The 24014-nt window shown below is 60.6% G+C and carries 18 protein-coding genes, 2 tRNA genes and 2 pseudogenes; 7 read left to right on the top strand and 15 right to left on the bottom strand.

The window, feature by feature from the left end; translation table 11 throughout:
- Positions 1 to 52 precede the first annotated feature (52 nt).
- From RBQ93_RS11075 to RBQ93_RS11060, 3 genes and pseudogenes are all read right to left on the bottom strand, one after another.
- The gene (locus RBQ93_RS11075; RefSeq protein WP_320372178.1) at positions 53 to 628 is read right to left on the bottom strand and encodes a hypothetical protein; all 576 of its coding nucleotides are present in this window, start codon (positions 626 to 628) and stop codon (positions 53 to 55) included.
- Positions 629 to 1892, bottom strand: a pseudogene (locus RBQ93_RS12465) (tyrosine-type recombinase/integrase).
- A 180-nt stretch (positions 1893 to 2072) separates the two neighbouring features.
- Positions 2073 to 2149: transfer RNA gene (locus tag RBQ93_RS11060), tRNA-Met, on the bottom strand.
- 287 nt (positions 2150 to 2436) lie between these two features.
- Here RBQ93_RS11060 and fdnG point away from each other — a divergent pair.
- The 5 genes and pseudogenes from fdnG (at position 2437) to mobB (ending at position 8614) form a co-directional block, all read left to right on the top strand.
- Entirely contained in the window at positions 2437 to 5463 is a 3027-nt protein-coding gene (gene fdnG, locus RBQ93_RS11055; RefSeq protein ID WP_320372175.1) for a formate dehydrogenase-N subunit alpha, read from the top strand.
- Positions 5460 to 6311 carry a 4Fe-4S dicluster domain-containing protein gene (locus tag RBQ93_RS11050; RefSeq protein ID WP_320372174.1) on the top strand — a complete coding sequence of 284 codons (852 nt, stop codon included), beginning with the start codon at positions 5460 to 5462 and terminating at the stop codon, positions 6309 to 6311. Before fdnG ends, RBQ93_RS11050 begins: the two co-directional genes overlap by 4 nt.
- Positions 6308 to 7516 (top strand): NrfD/PsrC family molybdoenzyme membrane anchor subunit, encoded by a 1209-nt coding sequence (nrfD, locus tag RBQ93_RS11045; protein WP_320372173.1) that lies wholly within the window; start codon positions 6308 to 6310, stop codon positions 7514 to 7516. Before RBQ93_RS11050 ends, nrfD begins: the two co-directional genes overlap by 4 nt.
- A 78-nt stretch (positions 7517 to 7594) precedes the next feature.
- Positions 7595 to 8071: pseudogene (gene mog / locus RBQ93_RS11040) on the top strand (molybdopterin adenylyltransferase); the annotation flags it as partial.
- A gap of 27 nt (positions 8072 to 8098) precedes the next feature.
- The gene (gene mobB, locus RBQ93_RS11035; RefSeq protein WP_320372181.1) at positions 8099 to 8614 is read left to right on the top strand and encodes a molybdopterin-guanine dinucleotide biosynthesis protein B; all 516 of its coding nucleotides are present in this window, start codon (positions 8099 to 8101) and stop codon (positions 8612 to 8614) included.
- Positions 8615 to 8771: 157 nt separating this feature from the next.
- On the opposite strand, the gene RBQ93_RS11030 is transcribed toward mobB, so the two are convergent.
- From RBQ93_RS11030 to mutS, 12 genes are all read right to left on the bottom strand, one after another.
- A complete protein-coding gene (locus tag RBQ93_RS11030) occupies positions 8772 to 9149 on the bottom strand; it encodes a HigA family addiction module antitoxin (RefSeq protein ID WP_413818381.1) in 378 nt (125 codons plus the stop codon).
- An 11-nt stretch (positions 9150 to 9160) separates the two neighbouring features.
- Positions 9161 to 9442: a type II toxin-antitoxin system RelE/ParE family toxin gene (locus RBQ93_RS11025; RefSeq protein WP_320372171.1), complete on the bottom strand. Its 282-nt coding sequence runs from the start codon at positions 9440 to 9442 to the stop codon at positions 9161 to 9163.
- Positions 9443 to 9543: 101 nt separating this feature from the next.
- A tRNA-Met gene (locus tag RBQ93_RS11020) sits at positions 9544 to 9620 on the bottom strand.
- A gap of 53 nt (positions 9621 to 9673) precedes the next feature.
- Positions 9674 to 10441 carry an SPOR domain-containing protein gene (locus RBQ93_RS11015; RefSeq protein ID WP_320372170.1) on the bottom strand — a complete coding sequence of 256 codons (768 nt, stop codon included), beginning with the start codon at positions 10439 to 10441 and terminating at the stop codon, positions 9674 to 9676.
- Positions 10442 to 10449: 8 nt separating this feature from the next.
- Positions 10450 to 12144: an arginine--tRNA ligase gene (gene argS / locus RBQ93_RS11010; RefSeq protein ID WP_320372169.1), complete on the bottom strand. Its 1695-nt coding sequence runs from the start codon at positions 12142 to 12144 to the stop codon at positions 10450 to 10452.
- Entirely contained in the window at positions 12141 to 12317 is a 177-nt protein-coding gene (locus tag RBQ93_RS11005) for a hypothetical protein (protein ID WP_320372168.1), read from the bottom strand. Before RBQ93_RS11005 ends, argS begins: the two co-directional genes overlap by 4 nt.
- Before the next feature lie 12 nt (positions 12318 to 12329).
- Positions 12330 to 12626, bottom strand: coding sequence for a septum formation initiator family protein (locus RBQ93_RS11000; RefSeq protein ID WP_320372167.1), 297 nt, complete (start codon positions 12624 to 12626; stop codon positions 12330 to 12332).
- Positions 12627 to 12629: 3 nt separating this feature from the next.
- Positions 12630 to 13568, bottom strand: a complete 939-nt coding sequence (locus RBQ93_RS10995) for a UDP-glucuronic acid decarboxylase family protein (protein WP_320372166.1) — start codon at positions 13566 to 13568, stop codon at positions 12630 to 12632.
- 1 nt (position 13569) lies between these two features.
- Positions 13570 to 14928, bottom strand: coding sequence for a UDP-glucose/GDP-mannose dehydrogenase family protein (locus RBQ93_RS10990; protein ID WP_320372165.1), 1359 nt, complete (start codon positions 14926 to 14928; stop codon positions 13570 to 13572).
- Positions 14929 to 15771, bottom strand: a complete 843-nt coding sequence (gene rsmI / locus RBQ93_RS10985; RefSeq protein ID WP_320372164.1) for a 16S rRNA (cytidine(1402)-2'-O)-methyltransferase — start codon at positions 15769 to 15771, stop codon at positions 14929 to 14931.
- Entirely contained in the window at positions 15771 to 17066 is a 1296-nt protein-coding gene (locus tag RBQ93_RS10980; RefSeq protein ID WP_320372163.1) for an N-acetylmuramoyl-L-alanine amidase, read from the bottom strand. Before RBQ93_RS10980 ends, rsmI begins: the two co-directional genes overlap by 1 nt.
- Positions 17063 to 19675, bottom strand: coding sequence for a DNA mismatch repair protein MutS (gene mutS / locus RBQ93_RS10975; RefSeq protein ID WP_320372162.1), 2613 nt, complete (start codon positions 19673 to 19675; stop codon positions 17063 to 17065). The genes RBQ93_RS10980 and mutS overlap by 4 nt, the downstream gene beginning before the upstream one ends.
- A gap of 99 nt (positions 19676 to 19774) precedes the next feature.
- Here mutS and RBQ93_RS10970 point away from each other — a divergent pair, with 99 nt between their 5' ends.
- Entirely contained in the window at positions 19775 to 20893 is a 1119-nt protein-coding gene (locus RBQ93_RS10970) for an efflux RND transporter periplasmic adaptor subunit (protein ID WP_320372161.1), read from the top strand.
- Positions 20890 to 23964, top strand: coding sequence for an efflux RND transporter permease subunit (locus tag RBQ93_RS10965; RefSeq protein ID WP_320372160.1), 3075 nt, complete (start codon positions 20890 to 20892; stop codon positions 23962 to 23964). The genes RBQ93_RS10970 and RBQ93_RS10965 overlap by 4 nt, the downstream gene beginning before the upstream one ends.
- Positions 23965 to 24014: the final 50 nt, after the last annotated feature.

The following is a 24014-nucleotide window of genomic DNA, read 5'->3' as shown; positions in this document are numbered from 1 at the left end:
CTGCGAGATTGTAGAAACAGGGAATGAAAGCTGGAGAATCAAAACCAGAAATTCACACAAAAACTAACCGCTGGGGTGGGTCAATTTTGGACGCCGATGGTGGGTCAATTTTCAATGCCGATTGACATTGAATGGCTTTCTGTGACAAGGGGCCTGATAAAAGGTCCACCCACTGGTAAAAGGCTTTCATCACATACAGCATATTCCCTGTTTCTTCGTATTGGCGCCGTGCATCATCTGATATTCTTTTGAATATCTTCAGATCCTCTTGTTGGTCGATGCTTGAGGCGGTAATAATTGAAGGATTGGGATATTTGCCCTCTCGGTTTGACTGCTTGGTCTCCGGATGTTTTATTTCAATCGGATTGCGACGATTTGCATATTTGGTGTTTTGGGCTGTTGGCTTTCTGTGGGGCTCTGCTGGCTCATCTTCGAGTGCTGGGATACAGGCAAGGATGTCTTGGGCTGTAATCTGCTTTTTCTGATTGAATAAATGTTCAAGCCTGGCGTATCTCGCCCTTATCCCGGATCGTACAAGTTCTGAATGGAGGTCGTTTAATTTAAGTCCCCGCTCAAGCAATTCATTGATAACAGGTACAGTCATGTCTGTTATTTCATGCTCATCCATTTACGCCGCCTTGTGGAGGGGTATTACCTTTGCCCCGCTCTTTAGCCCATCCAAATAGTCGGTCCACTTCTGCATCATTCTGCGACGTTCGGCAACGAACGTGGTCCGGTTATAGGCGCGACCGTTTGCGTCTTTCACCGCATGGGCCAGTTGATGCTCGATGATGTCGGGCCGAAAGCCGAGCACCTCATCAAGGATAGTGCGGGCCGTTGCCCGAAAACCGTGACCGGTCATCTCACTGCCGGTGTATCCCAGTCGCCTCAGGGCGGCAGTGATGGCATTTTCGCTCATGGCACGCAGCGGCGTGCGGTGGCAGGGGAATACGTATTTACTGTGGCCGGTCAGGAGTTTTAGCTCGCACAGTATTTCAACTGCCTGGGTCGAGAGGGGGACGAGATGGTACTGACCCTTGCGGTCCAGCTTGGTCTGGGTCTTGAGCTTCATGCGTTCGACCGGGATGTTCCATTCGGCTTCATCAAGATTTAACTCCTCCCATTCCATGCCCCGTAGTTCGCCAGGCCGTACGAATAACATGGGCGCAAGCTTGCAGAGCGCACTTCACCACAAAACTTCCCTGGAAGCCGTCTATGGCTCTCAGGAGTGGGCCAACATCCTTGGGGTCGGTCAGAGCGCCGAAGTGCTTGGTGCTTGCAGGCGGTAGTGCTCCCCGTAAATCAGCTGTGCAGTCGCGATCTGCTCGTCGGCCGTGGGCTATGGCATATCGCAGCACTTGGCTGATAATAATTTTTACGCGGTGGGCCGTTTCGAGGATGCCTCGTGACTCTATCTTCTTCAGGACCTGCAGCACATCAGGCGCCTTGATGTCTTCGATCGGCATAGCTCCCAGGTAGGGGAAAATTTCACGTTCTAAACGGCGCAGGATGTTTGTGGCGTGTCCCTCCGTCCACTGGGTTTGGTAGGCACCGTACCATTCACGGGCGATTACCTCGAAGCTGTTGGCAGCGCGATCCTCAGCGGCTTGCTTCTTGGCCCGTTTGGCGACCATCGGGTCTACGTCGTTCGCTAATAATTTTTTGGTTTCGTCTCTGCGGCGTCTGGCGTCGGCCAGTGAGAGGGCAGGGTATGATCCGAAGGAGGCGGTCTTGCGTTTACCGTTAATACGGTAGTCCAGTCGCCATAATTTTCCGCCGGTAGGCGTGACGAGCAAATAGAGCCCTTGGCCGTCTGAGAGCTTGTATTCGCTGGTTTTAGGCTTTGCCTTGCTTACCTGGAGGTCAGTGAGTGGCAGAATCCGCTTTGGCATTGTGTTTACCCCCTTTTTGACGGTATCCATCTCGGGGTGACGGTATTTTGCAGTTATAAATACCGTCAAAAAATCTGGATTCAAGCATACCAAGTCGGACTGTGGTGGACAAGATAAAAGAAAAAGCCCTTGAATTTTCAAGGGCTTTTATCTTAATCCGGACGTTGCCGGATTTGTTCTTGGTGGCTGCTCAGGGACTCGAACCCCGGACCTCACGCGTATGAAGCGTATGCTCTAACCAGCTGAGCTAAGCAGCCAAATGAGTTTTTTTGTATAGCTGATTGTGATGCTGGCTGTCAAGGCTAAATCATGGTGGTGGGATGTTGTAGACGTGTAGACAGAAGTACGCAGCTGGAGACAAAATGATACAAAAGCTATGGGTCGTTTTGGAGTGCGTGTGTAAATTTGAAATAGCTAATCTGGTAATGGTTCGAAATTGCACTGGTTTGTTGGGGAGGGGGTGGTGCGGCAGCTATGGCACACATGTTGCTCAAAAGGGACGGATTTGTAACGTGTTTGTGCTTTATCGCTAAAGGAGGAAAGAATGGGTATTTCCAGACGTCAGTTTCTGCAGGGCGGGGTGCTGGCAGCAGCCGGTACGGCCCTGGCAGGCAAAGGGGAGGCCAGTGTCGATTCCCCTGAGCTGAGAACCAAGGGGGCCACGACCTCCACCACCATCTGCCCGTATTGTGCTGTGGGCTGTGGCCTGGTGGTCAGCACCAAGAACGGCAAGGTGATCAACATCGAGGGCGACCCCAAGCACCCGATCAACCAGGGTTCGCTCTGCTCTAAGGGCAGCTCGATGTTTCAGGTGGCGGTGAACGACCGCCGGCTGCAGAAGGTGATGTACCGCGCCCCTGGCTCCGCCACGTTTGAGGAGAAGAGCTGGGACTGGGCCCTGGATCGGATCAGCCAGCTGATGAAGGAGACCCGCGATAAGACCTTTAAGCATACCGAGCTGAACAAGAAGGACAACAAGCAGTACGTGGTGAACCGCACCGACGGCATGGCCTTTTTTGGCGGGGCCGGCCTGGATAATGAAGAGTGCTACCTGTGGTCCAAGTTTGCCAGGGCCATGGGAGTTGGGCAGCTGGAGCACCAGGCCCGACTTTGACACTCCGCTACAGTCGCCGGTCTGGCGGCTTCTTTCGGTCGTGGTGCCATGACCAACCATTGGAATGATCTGCAGAACAGTGATTGCATCTTTATTATCGGCTGCAACCCGGCCGAGAACCATCCGATCTCCTTCAAGTGGATCGAGAAGGCGGTGGACAACGGCGCCAAGCTGGTGGTGGTGGACCCGCGCTATACCCGTTCGGCCTCCAAGGCCGACATCTACGCCCAGATCCGTCCCGGCACCGATATCGCCTTCCTGGGCGGTCTGATCAACTACGCCCTCAAGAATAACCTTGCGCACCTGGAGTACGTGCGGGATTACACCAACGCCTCGTTCATCATTAATGACACGTATGGCTTTGAGGAGGGGCTGTTCTGCTCCTTTGACGACCAGGAGAAGACGTACGACAACAAGGCCTGGGCCTATGAGCTGGACGGCTCCGGCAACCCCAAGCGGGACCGCAGCCTGAAGGACCCGCGCTGCGTCTACCAGCTGCTGAAGAAGCACTACTCCCGCTACGACCTGGATACGGTCTGCTCGATCACCGGCACCAAGCGGGGCGATTACCTGGCGGTGGCCGACGCCTTCTGTAACACCGGCCGGGCCGATAAGGCCGGCACCATCCTGTACGCCATGGGGATCACCCAATCAACCCACGGCACCCAGAACGTGCGGGCGGTGGCCATGCTGCAACTGCTGCTGGGCAACGTGGGCATCGCCGGCGGCGGGGTCAATGCCCTGCGGGGTGAGTCCAACGTGCAGGGCTCCACCGACTACGGTCTGCTGTTCCACGTGCTGCCCGGCTACCTCAAGTCGCCGGAGATCGATAACGTGAGCCTTACGGCCTATAACGAGAAGTGGACCCCCACCACCAAGGACAGCCGCAGCGCCAACTGGTGGGGCAACACGCCCAAGTACGTCACCAGCCTGCTCAAGGCCTGGTACGGCGACAACGCCACTGCGGAAAACGACTTCTGCTACGACTACCTGCCCAAGCGCTCCGGTAACTACTCCTATTCCAAGATCATCGAAAAGATGGGTAAGGGTGAGCTGGAAGGGCTGGTCTGCATGGGGATGAACCCGGCCGTGGGCGGTCCCGATTCCGGCAGCGCCCGCGAGGCGCTGGGCAAGTTGAAGTGGCTGGTGACGGTGGACCTGTGGGAGACCGAGACCTCGATCTTCTGGAAGCGCCCCGGTGTCGATCCCACGAAGATCCAGACCGAGGTCTTCATGCTGCCGGCCGCCTCCTCCATCGAGAAGGAGGGGTCCATCTCCAACTCGGGGCGCTGGGCCCAGTGGCGCTACAAGGCGGTGGAGCCGGTGGGCAAGGCCCAGAGCGACCTGTGGATCATCGATCAGTTCTACAAGCGGGTAACCGCGCTGTACCAAAAGGGCGGCACCTTCCCCGAGCCGCTCACCAAGCTGGCCTGGAACTACGGCAACGGCCATGAGCCGGATGTGCACCTGGTGGCCAAGGAGATCAACGGCTACTTCACCAAAGATGTGACCGTAACCGAAAAGGGCACGACCCTGGTCTTTAAAAAGGGCGACCAGGTGCCGGCCTTCAAGTATCTGGCCGCCGATGGTTCTACCCTGTCGGGCTGCTGGCTGTATTGCGGCTCCTACACCAATGACGGCAACCAGATGGCCCGCCGCGACGACAGCGATCCGACCGGCCTGGGGATGTATCCTAAGTGGTCCTGGTGTTGGCCGGTCAACCGCCGCATCCTTTACAACCGCGCCTCGGTCACCCCGCAGGGGATGCCCTTTAACCCCAAGCGGACCGTGATCGCCTGGGACGGAGCGGCGAAGAAGTGGCAGGGTGACGTGCCGGATGGGCCCTGGCCGCCGATGGCCGACGACAAGGAGGGCAAATACCCCTTCATCATGCTGCCGGAGGGCCATGGCCGCCTGTACGGTCTGGATCTGAAGGATGGCCCGTTCCCCGAGCATTACGAGCCGGTGGAGAGCCCGGCCAAAAACCTGTTGTCTGCGGTACAGAACAACCCGGTGGTCAAGCTGCCCAAGAACGTCAGCTCCAACCTGGAGCAGTACCCCTACATCGGCACTACCTACCGGATGACCGAACACTGGCAGACCGGCGGCATGACCCGCAACCTGCCCTGGCTGGTGGAACTGGTGCCAGACATGTTCGTGGAGATGAGCGAATCCCTGGCCAAGCTTAAGGGGATCAAGCGGGGCGACAAGGTGACCGTGACCACCGAGCGCGGCTCGATTGAGGCGGTGGCGTTGATCACCTCCCGTCTCAAGCCGTTCAATGTGGGCGGTCAAAAGGTGGAGCAACTCGGCATGCCGTGGCACTTCGGCTACGCCGGCCTGTCCACCGGCGACAGCGGCAACATGCTGACCCCGGCCGTGGGATGCGCCAACACCAATATCCCGGAGTTCAAGGCGTTTCTCTGCAATATCGAGAAGGGGGGACGTAAGGGATGAGCGTAAAAACCATCGACTACAGCAAGAACAAGGCGTTTTTGATCGATACCACCAAGTGCACCGGCTGCCGCGGCTGCCAGGTGGCCTGCAAGCAGTGGAACCAGCTGAAGGCCGAGGAGACCACCTTCTTCAGCGGCGAAGGCTACCAGAACCCGCCGGCCATGTCGGAATACACCTTCACCCGGATCAAGTTCCGTGACTACCAGAAGGATGGTCAGAACGAGTTCGCCTTCTATAAAGAGATGTGCATGCACTGCAACGACCCGGCTTGTGCCTCGGTCTGCCCGGTGGGGGCCTTCAAGAAGACCAAGGAAGGCCCGGTGATCTACGATGCCGGCCGCTGCATCGGCTGTCGTTTCTGTATGATCGCCTGCCCCTTCGGCATCCCCAAGTACGAGTGGAGCAAGGCCTTTCCGCTGGTGCGCAAGTGCACCGGCTGCTACAGCCGGATCAAGGAAGGGCTGGAGCCGGCCTGCGTGACCGCCTGTCCGACCGCCATCAGCTACGGCAGTCACGATGCGATGCTGAAAGAGGCAGAACGGCGGATGAAGGAGAAGCCGGAGCGCTACTACAAGAAGATCTACGGCAAGGAAGAGGCCGGCGGCACCAGTATCTTCTATCTGACTCACCAGCCGCTGGATGAGCTGGGCTTCAAGCCGGTCACCAGCCGGGCCTTGCCCTCCTATACCTGGGAAGCCCTGCGGCTGGTGCCGGGCATCTTCCTGACCGTGGGCGGTACCCTGTCGGCCCTGTCCTGGTTTAACCATCGCAAGGAACGGGTGCGGCGCGAGGAGGAACAGCGCCAGCAGAACGCCGACCAGCAGCCCACGGAAGGAGATCAGCAATGACCGCCGCACGCCTGATTATCGATGAAGTCAAAGGCTATCACCGTTTTTTGAAGTTCATGATCGTCCTGGTGGCGCTGGGGGCCGCGGCTTCGCTGCTCCGTTTCGTGTTCGGCCTGGGGGCCACCACCAACCTGAACGACACCTATCCCTGGGGCCTGTGGATCTCCTTTGACGTGGTGACCTCAGTGCCGCTGGCGGCCGGCGCCTTCACCCTGGGGGCGATCGTACACTGCTTCCATATCAAGAAGCTGGAACCGCTGGTGCGGCCGGCCATCGTGACCGGCTTCCTGGGGTATTCGCTGGTCTGCGTGGGGCTGCTGCTGGACCTGGGGCAGTTCCACAAGGGCTGGCACGTCCTGGTCTACTGGAACGTGCACTCGCCGATGTTCGAGGTGTCGATGTGCGTGATGGCCTACACCACGGTGCTGTTCTTGGAGTTTTTGTCGCCGGTCTGCGAGAAGTTCGGCTACCGCCTGCCGCTGCGGGTGCTACGCTGGCTGGAGATGCCGTTGGTGATCGCCGCGGCCGCCATCTCCACCCTGCACCAGTCGTCGCTGGGCACCTTCTTCCTGATCGCCGTGGATAAGCTGCATGCACTCTGGTACAACCCGCTGCTGCCGCTGTTGTTCTGGATGTCGGCCATCTTTACCGGCATCTCGATCATCATCATCGAGGCCACCATGGTGCACCGCTACCTGAACCAGCCCGACGAGTCGGAGCTGTTGGAGGTGCTGACCCGCATCCTGCCCTGGGTGCTGGGGGCCTACCTGCTGGTGAAGCTGTACGCCACCATCTTCCTCAGTCACGGCCCGCTGTTCGACCGTCCCTGGCTGCTGATGTTGTTCTTGGCTGAACTGGTGGTGGGGGTGATCATGCCGCTGCTGATGTTCCTCAACAAGGCCAACCGCGAAGACAAGCGGATGCAGCTGCGGGGCGCCACAATGGTGGTCTTCGGGCTGGTGCTGAACCGCTTCAACGTCTCGATGTTCGGCATGATCCAGCCCGATCAGCAGATTTACATCCCCTCGCTGATCGAGTCCCTGGTGACGGTGGGGATTATCGCGGCCCACGTGTTGTTCTTTGTGCTGATCGCCAAGTATTTCCCGATCTTCGAGCACCATCCCGAGACCGTGGATTACACCCTGCCCGACAACTTCCGCAAGCTGGAGGGAGCGCACAAGCCGGCTGCTGTCCAGGCCGAGTAGGCCTGAGCGGCATGCGCTGGACGGCGCAGCGCTGATCTGGCACAATGGCTGCCAGATCACGTAAAGGAGTAGTGTGCGATGAAGATTGCCATCCTGACCTTAAGTGACCGTAGCGCCCGTGGCGAACGGGCTGACGCCAGTGCCCCGGCCCTGGCCGACTGGCTGGCGCAGCGGGGGTACGGCGTCGTTCAGACCGAGATTATTCCCGACGATGCGCCAACCATCGTGGCGAAGCTCACGGAGTGGGCCGACAGCGGTCGCTTTGACCTGATCCTGACTACCGGTGGCACCGGCGTGGCGCCTCGCGATGTGACCCCCGAAGCCACCCTGCAGGTGCTGCAGCGGGTGGTTCCCGGCATTGGCGAAGTGATGCGGGCCAGGTGCCTGCAGAAGACTCCCCATGCCATGCTCTCGCGGGCGGTGGCAGGCATCCGTGGCACTAGCCTGATCATCAACCTGCCCGGCAGCCCCAAGGGGGCAGTGGAGTGTCTGGAGGCGGTCTGGGAGGCAGTGCCTCACGGTGTGGCCAAGATCCAGGGCGACCCATCCGACTGTGTGCCGCTTCCTGCCAAACAAACCGTTCTGCCGGTGCCGGCGGTCTCCTTTGTGGCCAAGTCCGGCACCGGCAAGACCACTCTGCTGGAACAGGTGATTGTGGAACTGAAACAGCGCGGCTGGCGGCTGGGAGTGATCAAACATGACGCCCACCGCTTCGACATCGACCACCCCGGCAAGGACAGCTACCGCCTGACCGCTGCCGGGGCCGATACCATGCTGATCTCCTCCCCAGAAAAACTGGCCGTGGTTAAAAAGCATCAGGCCTCGCCGCCAATCGAGGAGCTGATCGCCACCTACTTTGCTGATGTGGATATCGTGCTGACCGAAGGGTTCAAGCAGAGCGGTCTGCCCAAGATTGAGGTGCATCGCGCCGAGCGCAGCAGCACCCTGTTGTGTCGCGGTGAGCAGCATGACCCGACCTTGCGGGCGGTGGCCAGTGATGAACCGCTTGAGTTGGATGTGCCGGTGTTGAATCTGAATGATCCTGTGGAGGTGGCCAGGTTTGTGGAAGAACGGTTTCTGGGAGGGGCGAAACGGTAAACTGCCCTAGCCTTAACTGCAACGGCCCGTCGAACTTACGGGCCGTTTTTTGTGGGGCAGGCAACAAAAAAAGGACGTCCCGTTGGGAACGTCCTTTGAATGCTTTGGTTGCGGGGAGAGGGCTGAACCTGTGAGCATCGGACTCATACCCCAGCGGTCAGGCTGCCAGCCGCTGTGAACGTTCCTTTTGTATCCGAGAAAATAGAGGGATGGAAGCCAGCACCGTCGCGATTTTTTCTCGCGCTGTTTCCGTGTCGTACGATGCTTGCAGGGCCATCCAAAATTCGGGTGTTGTGCCGAAGAACTGCCCTAAGCGCAGGGCGGTATCCGCAGTAATCGCACGCTTGCCATGCACAATTTCATTGATCCGGCGAGGAGGTACGCTGATCGTCACGGCAAGACGATACTGCGTCACTTCAAGCGGCTCCATAAAATCATACAACAGCACCTCGCCCGGATGTACCGGGGCCAGCCGTGTCCCGTCCGAAACATCGGAAAAATCCATTGTATCCAGTTTGTCGCGCGTAATAGTCATCATCCTTACTCCTAGTGGTAATCCACTATCTGCACATCCTCTGCATCACCATTGTTCCAGGCAAAGCAGATGCGCCATTGATCGTTGATTCGTATACTCCACTGTCCTTTGCGGTCACCTTTCAGGGCTTCCAGTCGATTGCCAGGCGGTATCTTCAACTCATCCAGGAGTCTGGCCGCATCAAGTTGTTTGAGCTTGCGACGAGCTACCTGCTGCATATCCTGCGGCAAGCGACGTACCACATACCCGGCAAAGACGGCAGCGGTTTCCTTGTCAGAAAAGCTCTGGATCATGGTGTAAACATAATGCTTCGCGTTAATAACGTCAAGCGATATGTTTGGGAGGTAGGTTAACAAAAAAAGGACGTCCCGTTGGGAACGTCCTTTGAATGATTTGGTTGCGGGGAGAGGATTTGAACCTCTGACCTTCGGGTTATGAGCCCGACGAGCTACCAGACTGCTCCACCCCGCGTCAATTGGAATACCTCTTATAGCAGGGCATGGTAAGGCGTGTCAACAATTTTATTATTCGTCCTGGTCGGGGACGATCTTGGCCCCCATCATCAGCTGATTGGAGATAGTTGTGGCCGATTCCTTGTCCAGGTGACGGCCGATCCGCACCCGGTACCAGGTCTTGCCCTCCAGGGTGGTTTCGGAAACCTTGGCTGCATAGCCCCTTGACGACAACCGTGACTTAAGCGTTTCGGCATCCTTGCGGTTACTGTAGGAGGCCACCTGAACAAGATAGCCAGTGGGTTTTGGTGCTGGCTTTGCAATCGGTTTTGCAGCGGGCTGTGCAGGCACGTTTTTTGGTGCCTCCACTGGCTGCTGTGGAGCGGATTGCGGTACAGGCGCCGTCACTGGCGGCTGTGGTGCTGGTTTCGGTTTTTCATTGATACCGCTGCCCAGCACGGTGTTCTTCTGGCCCTTGGGCAGGTTATCGAAGAAGGATAAGGGTAGCTCAGGGTGACTTGGGACGGGTGCAGTACCAGGTTGGGCTGCCGGTGCTGCCTCGGACTGCTGTGCTGGCCCGTCAGGTGTTGCGGCTGGCGGGGGCTGCAGACCTCCCTTGGCGCCGGTCTCCAGACTCTGTTGCTCCATGGCAGCCCGAAAGGCCTTTTTGGATGCCTGTTGTGAGAAGTACCAACCGACCCCAAAGCCGGAACCGAATAACAGGCCGCCGCACACGACGAGGGCGATCAGTGTGGCGCTGGAGACACCACTTTTAGGCCGATGCCGCGACGGGTTCGGTACGGTGTAGGATTGTCGGGGTTCGCTGTAGTCGATCCGCATCGGGGTGCCTACATCTTGTCCGGTGCCGAGACACCAAGCAGGGACAGCGCGTTGCGCAGCACCTGTCGGGTGACCGACAGCAGGAAGAGGCGTGCTTCGCTGACCTGGCGGTCATCGGTGACCACCTTGGTCTTGTTGTAGTAGCTGTGGAACTGGCCGGCCAATTCGGTCAGGTAGTAAACGATCCGGTGCGGCTCAAAGTCGCGGGCCGCTTCATCAACTACATCCGGCAGGCTGTCTAAGAGCTTGATCAGTTTCAGCTCTTCCGGCGTCTCCAGGCGGGACAGCAGCAGGTCGGCAGCGGCAGCGTTCGGTACGGCCAGCCCCTTTTCGGCGGCGTTTTCGAAGATGCTGCAGATGCGGGCGTGGGCATACTGGATGTAGTAGACCGGGTTGTCCAGCGACTGCTGCTTGGCCAGGTCGATGTCGAACACCAGTTGTGAATCCGGCTTGCGCATCACGAAGAAGAAGCGGGTGGCGTCGCGGCCCACCTCGTCGATCAGGTCCCGCAGGGTGACGTAACTGCCGGCCCGTTTGGAGATCTTGACCTCTTCGCCGCCGCGCATCACGGTGACCATCTGGTGCAGCACGTATTCAGGCCAGCCCTTGGGGATGCCGACATTCAAGGCCTGCAAACCGGCCCGCACCCGGGTGATGGTGCTGTGATGATCGGCGCCCTGCTCGTTGACCACCCGCACGAAGCCGCGCTGCCACTTGTCCAGGTGGTAGGCCACGTCCGGCACGAAGTAGGTGTAGCCACCGTCGGTCTTACGCATCACCCGGTCTTTATCGTCGCCGAAGTCGGTGGTACGCAGCCAGAGCGCCCCTTCCTGCTCATAGGTATGGCCGTTGGTGATGATGGCCTGCACTGCGGCCTCCACCTTGCCATCGCTGTAGAGGCTGGATTCGAGGAAATAGTTGTCGAAATGGACATCGAAGGCCTTCAGGTCCTGATCCTGTTCGCGGCGCAGGGCCGCCACCGCGAAACGGCGGATGGCGTCCAGGTCTTGCGGGTCGCCGGACGCGGTTACCTGCTGGTCGTCGGCCTGTACCGTCTCTTTGGCCAGGTAGGCGGCGGCCACATCCTTGATGTAGTCGCCCTGGTAGCCATCGGCCGGCCAGCGCGGGTCATCCGGTTCGATCCCCAGGCAACGGGCCTGTACCGAGAGGGCCAGGTTGCTGATCTGGGCGCCGGCGTCGTTGTAGTAGAACTCGCGGGTCACCTGCCAGCCACTGGCTGACAGCAGGCGGCAGAGTACGTCACCAATGGCGGCGCCGCGGCCATGGCCGATATGCAGCGGCCCGGTGGGGTTGGCGCTGACGAACTCCACCTGTGCCTTGCGGCCCTGGCCGCTGAAGGTCTGGCCGTAGCTGCTGCCGGCTTTGCTGATGGCCGGCAGGCAGGCCTGCCAGGCTGACGGGGCGATGAAGAAGTTGATGAAGCCCGGCCCGGCGATCTCGGTACGGGCCACCAAACCTTCCCGGTCTTCCAGGTGAGCAAGCAGCAGTTCAGCCACTTGACGGGGCGCCTTCTTTTCGGCCTTGGCCAGTTGCATGGCCACGTTGCAGGAGAAGTCACCATGCTCTTCATGGGCCGGGGTGCCGATGGTGACGGCGGGCAGGGTTTCGGACAACAGTACAGAGGCCTCGCGGGCCCTTTCCAGTGCCTGTGAGACCAATGTGGCAAGGTTATGACGGATCATTGTTTCTGTGGTTCCTTGGTGGGTTGGTTGGAGCTGGACGGGGGCGTGTCATCCGGATCTTTAATAGAGACATCTCGTGAAAAATCAGGGCAGCGTGCGCCGCCATCGGTAACGCTGAAACGTTTGGCGCAGGTCTCGCGCCAGGCGCAGACGGCGCAACTTTGTCGTGACATAGGGGCTCTTCCTTAGTTCCCGGCCGGCGGGAACTGGTAGATGATCTCGTTGGGCTTGACCAGCCCCAGGTCCTTGCGGGCGATCCGTTCCAGGTAGTAACGGTCGTTGTGCAGCGCGGCAATCTCGGTCCGTAGTTTGTCGTTTTCGGTTTTGAGTTCGGTCACCTTGTCGTCGATCCGCTGCTTTTCCTGACGCATCTCGTAAATCCGCAGCAGGCCCCGTTCGCCAAATACCGTAAAGAACAGGATAAAGGCCAGGCAGGCTGCCGGGATCAGATAGGTGCGTCGTGTGATGCGAATCTTCTGCACAGGTTATCCTCTGCTGCTGCGTGCCGCAAAGTAGTCGGCGGTCCGTTTCAGGCCGGTTGCCAGGGGAACCAGCGGCTGCCAGCCCAGCTGCTCGGCTGCCAGGCTTATATCCGGCCGGCGTTGCTTGGGATCGTCCTGGGGCAGCGGTTTGAAGGCGATCCGCGATGCCGATCCCGTTATACTAACGATTTTTTCAGCAAATTCAAGGATACTGTTCTCCTGCGGGTTGCCCAGGTTAACCGGACCGATAAAGCCCTGCTGGTTCTCCATCATGCGGATCATCCCCTCGATCAGGTCATCCACATAGCAGAAGGAGCGGGTCTGGGAGCCATCGCCAAAGACGGTGATCTCCTGGTTTTTTAAGGCCTGCAGGATGAAATTGGAGACCACCCGGCCGTCGTTCTCGGCCATGCGTGGGCCGTAGGTGTTGAAGATGCGCACGATGCGGATGTCCACCCCGTTCTGGCGGTGGTAGTCCATCATCAGGGTTTCGGCGACTCGCTTGCCCTCGTCGTAACAGCTGCGGATGCCGATCGGGTTGACATGGCCCCAGTAGTCCTCGGTTTGTGGGTGGACCTGGGGGTCGCCGTAGACCTCGGAGGTGGAGGCCTGCAGGATGCGGGCCTTGACCCGTTTGGCCATGCCCAGCATGTTGATGGTGCCCATCACGCTGGTCTTGACGGTCTTGACCGGGTTGTACTGGTAGTGTACCGGCGAGGCCGGGCAGGCCAGGTTATAGATCCGGTCCACTTCCAAGAGGATCGGCTCCACGATGTCGTGCCTGATCAGCTCGAAACGGCGGTTGTCCAGCAGGTGGATGATGTTATCCCTGGAGCCGGTGAAGAAGTTGTCCAGGCAGATCACGTCGTGCCCTTCGTTGATCAATCGCTCGCAGAGGTGGCTACCCAGAAAACCTGCTCCACCAGTGACTAGGATGCGCATCTTATTTGTCTCCGCCGGTAATGCCGCTACCGGCCCTGCCCAGCGGGATGTAACGGATGCCTGCCTCCTGCATCCGGTTGGGCTTGTAGAGGTTGCGGCCATCAACGATCAGCGGCTGACGCAGGGCGCTCTTGATCCGATCGAAATCCGGGTTGCGGTACTCGGACCAGTCGGTGATCACCACCAGGGCGTCGGCATTTTCCAGTATCTCGTACTGGTTGCTGCTGTATTCGATCCGATCGCCGAAGATCTTCTGCGCCTCATGCAGCGCCTCCGGGTCGTGGGCCCGCACCGTGGCACCGGCTGCCAGCAGCCGCTCGATGATGGTGATGGACGGGGCCTCGCGCATGTCGTCGGTGCGGGGCTTGAAGGAAAGGCCCCAGCAGGCGATGGTGCGGCCGGTCAGCGGCTGCTCTTCGTCGGCTGAGCCCAGCACCTTGATCAGCTTGGTGGCCAGCACCTCTTTCTGGCGGTCGTTGACCTCCTCCACCGCCTTTAAGAGCAGGAAGTCGTAATCGCATTCCTCGGCGGTGCGGATCAGCGCCTTGACATCCTTGGGGAAGCAGGAACCGCCGTAGCCGGGGCCGGGGAACAGGAAGTCGTAGCCGATGCGGCTGTCGGAACCGATCCCTTCGCGCACAGCAGCCACATCGGCCCCCATCCGTTCGCACAGGCCGGCGATCTGGTTCATGAAGGAGATGCGGGTCGCCAACATGGCGTTGGCGGCGTATTTGGTCATCTCGGCCGAGCGGATGTCCATCACGATCATCCGGTTCTGCTTGCGCATGAACGGGTCGTAGAGTTCCTTCATGATCTCGGCGGTGCGGACGTTATCGGTGCCGATCACCACCCGGTCCGGTTTCATGAAGTCATCGATGGCGGCCCCTTCTTTGAGGAACTCAGGGTTGGAGACTACGTCGAACTCCAGCGATGAACCGCAGGCGTTCAGTTCTTCCTGTACCGCAGCCCGCACCTTGTCGGCGGTGCCCACCGGTACGGTGGATTTGTCGACGATAATCTTGAAGCCGTTCATATGCTTGCCGATGGTGCGGCCCACGGCCAGCACGTACTGCAGATCGGCGGAGCCGTCTTCGCCGGGCGGGGTGCCGACGGCGATGAACTGGATCAGGGATTGCTCAACGGCCTCAACCACGTCGGTGGTGAAGGACAGCCGGCCTTCGGCCTGGTTGCGCAGGATCAACTCTTTCAGGCCCGGCTCGTAGATCGGGATGATGCCGTTTTTGAGGCCTTCGATCTTCTTCTGATCAACATCAACGGCGATGACGGTGTTGCCGCTCTCAGCAAAACAGGCCGCTGCGACCAATCCGACATACCCGGCGCCAAATACGGAAATCTTCATCTAGACAAGCTCCTTGTTTTTCATGATCAGCGCCTGGGCGTACAGCTCACGGCGTGGCAGGCCGGTGGCAGCAGCTACCAGGGCAGCTGTTTCCTTGACGCTGTGACCTTTGGCCAGGGCTGTCCGCAGCTGTTCCTCAGGGGAAGGCCCCTCCAGCCGCTGGCTGTCTTCATCGGCCGCTGCGATCAGGATCACCAACTCGCCCCGTTCACGGTCTTCCGGCAGCTGCTCCTGCAGCGTGCTGGCTGTACCCTGCAGAAATTCCTCGTGCAGCTTGGTCAGCTCACGCGCCACCACCACCCGGCGTTCGCCCAGCACTGCGGCGATATCGGTCAGCGTGGCCTTTAGCCGGTGCGGCGCCTCATACAGCACCACCGTGCCCTGTGCCGAGGCGAGTGATACCAGAAACGAGCGACGCTTACCTTCTTTATTCGGCGGAAAACCGGCAAAGGTAAAGGCATTTGTCGGCAGACCTGCCGCCGAAAGTGCGGCTATGGCGGCACAGGCGCCGGGGATCGGCACTACGGTGATTCCTGCGGACAGGGCATCCCGCACCAGTTGGTAGCCGGGGTCCGAGATGCAGGGGGTACCGGCGTCCGAAATCAGGGCCACCTGCCTGCCCTCCAGCAGGGTTGCCAGGATCCGTTCACCCTTCAGGGCCTGATTGTGGTCGTAGTAGGAGGTGAGCGGCGTGGTGATGCCGAAGTGGACCAACAGCTTGCGGGAGTGGCGCGTGTCTTCGGCGGCGATCAGGGCCGATTCCTTGAGGATACGCACCGCCCGGAAGGTCATGTCCTCCAGGTTGCCGATCGGCGTGGCCACGATGTACAGGGTGCCTGGCATTACTTGAGCGAGGAGATGTAGCCCCTGATACCGTCCAGGATGCCGTCGGCGGCCAGGTCATGGAAGGCGGGGTCCTGCAGGTGGGCCTCTTCGGCACTGTTGCTGATAAAGGCGGTCTCCACCAGGATGCTGGGCATGGTGGCCCCCACCAGCACATAGAACGGGCCCTGTTTGACCCCTAAGCTTTTGGTGTCGCTGTGCCTGCCCTTGATGGTCTTGTAGAGCGCCTTCTGTACTTCCTCCGCCAGGTGGGCCGAGTCGTTCAGCTTGTAGTTGGCCATCAGATCAAACAGGATCGCCTGCAGGGTGCTGACCTTCTCCAGCGAGGTGCCGTTTTCCTTGGCCGCCAGTTGGGCTACCTTCTCGGTCTTGGCCAGGTTCAGGTAGTAGGTCTCGATGCCGTTGGCATTACGGTTGGGGGCGGCGTTGGCGTGGATTGAGACAAACAGGTCGGCCCCCACCTTGTTGGCGATGGCGGTCCGCTCCTCCAGCGGGATAAAGACGTCTGTCGAGCGGGTCATGACCACATCCAGTCCCAGTTCATGCTGCAGTTTTTCCCGCAGCTTGAGGCCAATGGACAGCACCACCTCTTTTTCCTGCAGGCCCGATTGGCCGACGGCCCCCGGGTCATGACCGCCGTGGCCGGGATCAACCACAATCCGGCGCACCTTGGCGATGGCCGGATGCTGTTTGTGTGCCGACCGCGGCTTGGCAAACTCCTGATGATCGGCTGGTTTCGGCAGCTCGGCCGCTGTGGCCTCGTTAACCAGGTTGGTCAGGCTGTTTTCCAGGCTGCTCAATTCGGTTGGCCGCTCGCCGCGCACGTCGATGATCAGCTTGGACGGGTCGGAAAGCGGGAATATCTTGTAGTCGCGGATCTGGTCGGTGTCCAGCACCACCCGCACCACGCCAGCCCTGAACAGGGCCACCCGCACCCCTTTCAGCAGGCCGTCACCGATGGTGATATCGCGGATAGCGGCCCCCAGCTGGGAGTTCTGGATGTCGATCACGATTCGTCCCGGCTTGCCGGCGCTGCCCTTGTCCAGCTCATAGCTCTTCCACGTTGCGTCGCGATCGAGGCTGACAGCAACCCTGGTGTAATCGGGGGTAGACCAGTGCTTGATATCCAAAACCTGGGCCGGGGGCAGCGTTGGGGCCGGTTCCTGTTTTACAACCGCCGGTCGTGTGGTCTTTTTTGGGTTTTTCTTCTTGCTGGCGGCGTCTGCGGCGGTGACCAGGGCGAGGGTCAGGGTCAGGGTGAACAACAGGTATATGCAGGTGCGCAGGTGTCTCATGCCATCCTTTTTAATTCGTCCAGCAGGTTCAAGGCTTCAAGGGGAGTCATAGCAGAAATATTCAGTTTTTTCAACCGTTCCCGCAGCAGGTCGCCCTGGGGTTCGAACAGGGTATACTGGCGGGACTCCTTCTTGGGCGGGGCGATCCGGCTCTTGGCCAGCCGTGGCGCACCCTGTTCAAACTCGCCTTCCTCCAGGGTTTTCAGCACCTCGCGGGCCCGCTCGATCAGATCCACCGGCATGCCGGCCAGCCGGGCCACCTGGATGCCGTAGGAGTGTGAGGCGGCGCCGGGTACGATGGTGCGCAGGAAGATCACCTGGTCGTTCCACTCCTTGACCGCCACAGTCAGGTTGGTGATCCCTTCGCGGGTAGCGGCCAGGTCGGCCAGCTCGTGGTAGTGGGTGGCAAACAGCGTACGGGCCTTGCAGCGATTAGTGTCGTGCAGGTATTCGGCCACCGCCCAGGCGATGGACAGGCCGTCGAAGGTGGAGGTGCCGCGGCCGATCTCGTCCAGCACCACCAGGCTCTTGGGGGTGGCGCTGCGCAGGATATGGGCGGTCTCCATCATCTCCACCATGAAGGTAGACTGGCCCCGGGCCAGGTTATCGCCGGCCCCCACCCGGGTAAAGATCTGGTCGGCGATGCCGATGGTGGCAGCCGTGGCCGGCACGAAGCAGCCGATCTGGGCCATCAGGGTGATCAGGGCCACTTGGCGCATGTAGGTGGATTTACCGGCCATGTTGGGGCCGGTGATCATCAGCAGCTGGTGCTGCTGCTGATCGAGGAGGGTGTCGTTGGGCACAAACCGTTCGCCCAGGTTCATCGCCTCCACCACCGGGTGGCGCCCCTCCGTGATCTCAAGCAGGTCGCCGTCATCCACCTGCGGTTTGCAGTAGCTGCGCTCCACCGCCACCTGCGCCAGGGCCCGCAGCACGTCCAGGGCTGCCAGGGCAGCGGCGGTGCGGCTGATACGGCCGCCCTGGGCGGCGGTCTGCTCGCGCACCTGCTGGAACAGGCTGTACTCCAGCTCGCAGATCCGGTCCTCGGCCCCCAGCACCTTTTCCTCATAGCTTTTCAGCTCTTCGGTGATGTAGCGCTCGCCGGTGGCGATGGTCTGGCGGCGGATATAGTCGGCCGGCACGCTGGCTAAATTTGCTTTCGTCACCTCGATGTAGTAGCCAAAGACCCTGTTGTAACGGATCTTGAGCGAGCTGATCCCGGTGCGCTCCCGTTCCTGGGCCTCCAGCCGGGCGATGAACCCTTTGCCCTCGCGGCTCATGCTGCGTAGTTCGTCCAGCTCAGGGTGGTAGCCGTCGGCGATGATGCCCCCCTCACGCAGCGAGAAGGGGGGGGTGGGGCTGATTGCCTGTTCGATCAGGGTGCGGATATCGCTAAGCGGGTCCAGCTGCCCCACCAGCTCTTGCAGCAGGGGCGCGGCGATTTCGGCCAACAGTACCCGGATCTGCGGCACCTGCTCCAAAGAGTCGTACAGGGCCCGCAGGTCGCGGCCACCGGCGCCGGCCAGGCTGACCCGGCCATTGAGCCGCTCCAGGTCGTGGACCTGTTTCAGCAGGTCGGCCAGCGGCTCCCGCAGGTCGGGCCGTTCGATCAGTTCTTCTACGGCAGATAAGCGTTGGCGGATCGGTTCTACCTGCACCAACGGGTAGGAGAGCCACTGTTTGAGCAGGCGGGCCCCCATGGCGGTGACGGTACGGTCCAGGCAGCCCAGAAGCGAACCGGCCTTCTTGCCGTCGTTCATGGTGGCGGTCAGTTCCAGGTTACGGCGGGTGGCCGGGTCCAGGGCCAGGTGGTCGTTCTGGCGGACGATGGTCAGATCCCGCAGGTGCGACAGTGAGGCGTGGCGGTTATCCTGCAGGTAGTGCAGCACCATCCCCACCGCCAGCAGCGCAGTTGGCAGGTCGGCCAGGCCCAGCGCCTCCGGGCTGGCCACGTTGAACTGGCTGCAGAGCAACTTGGCGGCGTAGTCTTTGTCCAGCACCCAATCCGCCACGGCAGCGCGGGGACGCTCACCCAACACCGCAATTAGTTCGGCCGGTGGCTCATGGCGCAGTGCTTCCGGCAGCAGCAGCTCGCGGGGCAGCACCGAGGCAGCCAGTGAGGCGGCGGCGCTCAGATTATCCAGTTCAGCGGCGCGGAATTCTCCGGTGGAGAGATCGAGCCAGGCAGCTCCCCATCGGCGTCCGTTTTCGGTCAGCGCCAGCAGGAAGGAGTTTTCCTCCGGCACCAGTGATTCGGCCTCGGTGACCAGGGCCGGGGTGACCACCCGCACCACATCGCGCTTGACGATCCCCTTGGCCTGTTTGGGGTCTTCCACCTGCTCGCAGACCGCTACCCGGTAGCCTGCTTCGATCAAGCGGGCGATGTAGGGCTGGGCTGAGTGAAACGGCACCCCGCAGAACGGAATCTCGTCGCCGCTGCCCTTGTTGCGGGAAGTGAGGGCGATATCCAGGATGCGGGAGGCCAGCAGGGCGTCCTCCAGAAACATTTCGTAGAAATCACCCATCCGGAAGAACAGGATACTCTCCGGGTGCTGGGCCTTGATCTCCAGGTACTGTCGCATCATGGGGGTCTGCAGGGATGAACTCATAGCGGTGTTAATACCATGCCACCGCTTGGCATTGCAACAAAGCGGGCGAGCGTGTATAGGGAATAGTCATTGTTGACTCCAGCCATGAAAGAATCATCTATGACTCGTAGCGTAGCGCTCTTGGCCAGTTGTGGTGTCATGCTGTGCATCGTGGCCTGTGATGGCGGCAAGCAGAAACCTGCGCAGAAGCCGGCCATACCGGTCAAGGTGGCCCAGGCGCAGCACAAGGATGTGCCGGTGCAGATCAGGGTGATCGGCTCTGTTGAGGCGCTGAACACGGTCGAGATCAAGCCCCAGGTCAGCGGACAGATCGCCCGCATCCACGTTGCCGAAGGCAGTGACGTACACCAGGGGGCCCTGCTGGTCAGCATCGATGCCGAGCCGTTCCAGGCGGCGTTGCGCCAGGCCGAGGCTAACCAGGCCAAATCCCAAGCCCAGGCCCGTTTTGCTGCCGATCAGGCCCGACGCTACGAAGGTCTGGTGCGGGAAGGGATTGTTACCCGCGATCAGTATGAACAACTGCAGGCCTCGGCCGATTCGTTGGCCGCTGCGGTGGCGGCCGACCGTGCCGCCGTTGCCAATGCCAGGATTCTGCTGAATTACTGCAGCATCCGCTCGCCGATTGCTGGCCGCACCGGCACGGTGGCCCTACATGCCGGCAACCTGGTCAAGGCCAATGAACAGGCCATTCTGACCGTGAACCAGATCAGCCCGGCTGCGGTAGCCTTCGATCTGCCGGAGAAGCGGCTGGCCGAACTCAAGCGTGCCATGGCCGGCGGACAGTTGCGAGTGGAGGCGGTCATCCCCCACGATGGCGGGCCGGCGGAGGTCGGCCGGATCAGTTTTCTCGACAATGCCGTCAATCCGGCCACCGGCACCATCAGGCTGAAGGGGCTGTTTGCCAACGGGTCCCGCCGGCTCTGGCCGGGGCAGTTTGTCGATCTGGTGCTGACCCTGGGGGTCAAGAATGGCGCGGTGGTGGTGCCGGCGCCGGCGGTGCAGAACGGCCAGCAGGGAGAATATGTCTACCTGGTGACCAGGGAGCAGAAGGCCGAGCTGCGCCAGGTGGTGACCTCTCCTGCCGGGGAAGGGGAGACGGTGATCGAGCAGGGGGTGGCAGCCGGCGAGACCGTGGTGGTTGACGGCCAGCTACGCCTGACCCCGGGAGTCGCAGTTACCAGCGCCGCCCCGGCTGGCAAAGGAAAGCAACAGCTTTGAACATAGCCGATCCCTTTATCCGGCGTCCGATCATGACCTCGCTGATCATGGTGGCGATCCTGATCTTCGGATTGGCTTCCTACCGTCAGCTGCCGGTCAACGACCTGCCCAACGTGGATTTTCCCACCATTCAGGTCAACGCCAGCCTGTCCGGCGCCAACCCCGACACCATGGCCTCGGCCGTGGCCACCCCGCTGGAGAACCAGCTCTCCACCATCGCTGGGGTGGATTCCATGACCTCCTCCAGCGGCACCGGCCAGACCCGGATTACAATCCAGTTCAACCTGGACCGCGACATCGACGCCGCTGCCCAGGATGTACAGGCTGCCATCTCGCAGGCGGTCCGCTACCTGCCCAAGAACATGACCACCCCGCCCTGGTTCCGCAAGGTCAACCCGGCCGACCAGCCGGTGCTGTATCTGGCCTTAAGCTCGCCGGCCCTGCCGCTCTCCACCATTGATGAATACGCCCAGACCATGATCGCCCGTCGGGTTTCCACCATCAGCGGTGTGGCCCAGGTGAACGTGTTCGGCGCCCAGAAATACGCGGTGCGGGCCCTGCTGGATCCCCGGGAGCTGGCAGCCCGCCAGATCGGCATCGACGAGGTGGCGTCCGCCATCGGCACAGGCAATGTCAAGCTGCCCACCGGCACTCTGGATGGCGCCCGTCAGGCCTACACCATCGAGACTAATGCCCAGCTGATGCAGGCCAGCGCCTACCGCAAGCTGGTGGTGGCCTACCGGGCAGGCTCGCCGGTCTACCTGGAGGAGCTGGGCCGGGTGGTGGACAGCGTGGAAAACACCAAGGCCGCTGCCTGGTACAACAGCAGCCGCGGCATCATCCTGGCGGTCTACCGCCAGCCCGGCACCAACACCATCCAGGTGGTGGACAGCGTCCGCAGGCTACTGCCCCAGTTTCGGGCCCAGATACCGGAGGCGGTGGGGATCGACGTGCTGTACGACCGCTCCCTGACCATCCGCGAGTCGATGCACGACGTCAAGTTTACCCTGGTGCTGACCATCAGTCTGGTGATCATGGTGATCTTCCTGTTCCTGCGCAACCTGCGGGCCACCCTGATCCCTTCGCTGGCCCTGCCGCTCTCCATCATCGGCACCTTCAGCGTGATGCAGCTGTTCGGTTTCTCCCTCAACAACCTCTCGATGATGGCCCTGACCCTGGCGGTGGGCTACGTGGTGGATGACGCCATCGTGATGCTGGAGAATATCGTCCGACACATGGAACAGGGTAAAAGCGCCCGTGAGGCTGCTTTTACCGGCTCCCGGGAGATCAGCTTCACCATCATCTCCATGACGATCTCGCTGGTGGCGGTCTTCCTGCCGGTGCTGTTCATGGGGGGCATCCTGGGGCGGCTGTTGCATGAATTCGCCATCACCATCAGCGCCGCTATCCTGGTCTCCTGTTTTGTTTCCTTAAGCCTCACGCCGATGCTTTGCAGCCGCTTCCTGGTGCCGCATCAGCAGGCCCACGGCCGTTTCTATCTGGCTATGGAGCGTTTCTTCAATGCTATGCTGCACCGCTATCAGCGGTCGCTTGCAGTGGTGCTGCAGTACCGCCGGGCCACCCTGGCGGTGACGCTACTGACGATCCTGCTGACGGTCTGGCTGTTTCAGGTGGTGCCGATGGGCTTCCTGCCATCGGAGGATACCGGGCGGATCAACATCGATACTGAAACCGCCCAGGGTACCTCCTTTGAGGCGATGAAGGAGCGCCAGCTGGAGCTGGCCCGCATCCTGGCCGCCGACCCGAACATCGACGGCTTCATGGCCTCGGTGGGCGGCTTCAGGAACGTCAATAACGGTTTTTTCTTTGTCCGCCTGAAACCTCGCAGCCAGCGCAGGCTGACTGCCGATCAGGTGATACAGCAGCTGCGCCCCAAGCTGGCCCAGGTGCCGGGCATCAAGGCTTATCCCAAAAATGTCCCCTCGATCCAGGTGGGGGGCGTCAGTTCCAAGAGTCTGTACCAGTTTACCCTGCAGGCCCAGAACACCAGCGAACTGTACCGCGCTGCTGCCGACTTCGAGGCCCAACTGCGGGAGCTGCCGCAACTGCAGGATGTGACCAGCGACCTGCAGATCAGCAATCCCCAGATCAAGGTATCCATCAACCGCGATAAAGTGGCGGCCCTAGGGCTGACCATGCTGCAGGTGGAGGATGCCCTCTCCTATGCCTACGCCAGCCGGCAGGTTTCCACCATCCTGGCCCCGGCCGACCAGTACCAGGTGATCATGGAGCTGGATCCCCGCTGGCAGGGTGATCCGTCGGCCCTGCAGCTGCTCTACATCCGCTCCGCAGCCGGACAGCTGGTGCCGCTGGAGACCATCGCCACGCTCTCCAAGGAGCTGGGTCCGCTGGCGGTTAATCACCTTGGTCAGCTGCCGGCGGTGACGATCTCCTTTAACCTGCGGCCCGGTGTCTCCCTGGGGGACGCGGTCAGACTGATCGAAGACCGGGCCAAGCGGGAGCTGCCACCCATCATCAGCACCAGCTTCCAAGGCACGGCCCAGGCCTTCAAGGATTCCTTCAGCGGCTTCTGGCTCTTGCTGGCCCTGGCGATCTTCGTGATCTATCTGGTGCTGGGGGTACTCTACGAGAGTTACATCCATCCGATCACCATCCTGTCCGGTCTGCCGGCGGCTGGATTCGGCGCGCTGCTGACCCTGATGCTGTTCAGAAGCGACCTGAACATCTACGGCCTGGTGGGGATCATCATGCTGATCGGCATCGTCAAGAAGAACGCCATCATGATGATCGACTTCGCCCTGGAGGCGGAACGCACGGGGGGCAAGCAGCCGTTGGAGGCGATCTACGACGGTGCCATCATCCGTTTCCGGCCGATCATGATGACCACCATGGCGGCCCTGTTGGGAACCCTGCCGATCGCCGTCGGGTACGGAGCCGGCGGTGAGGCACGCCAGCCGCTGGGGTTGGCGGTGGTGGGGGGGCTTTTAACCTCGCAGTTGCTGACGCTGTATATCACGCCGGTGATTTACTACTACATGGATCGGTTGTTAAAAACGGTTCGCTCGCGGCGGCAGTCTGTGCAGACATAATGTTGCCGGCATTGCAGGCGCAGGCGAAGTGATATACAGTGCCAAAAGTA

It is taken from the genome of Trichlorobacter sp., assembly GCF_034008105.1.
Taxonomy (GTDB): Bacteria; Desulfobacterota; Desulfuromonadia; order Geobacterales; family Pseudopelobacteraceae; genus Trichlorobacter.
This window is presented reverse-complemented; position numbering and strand designations above follow the sequence as displayed.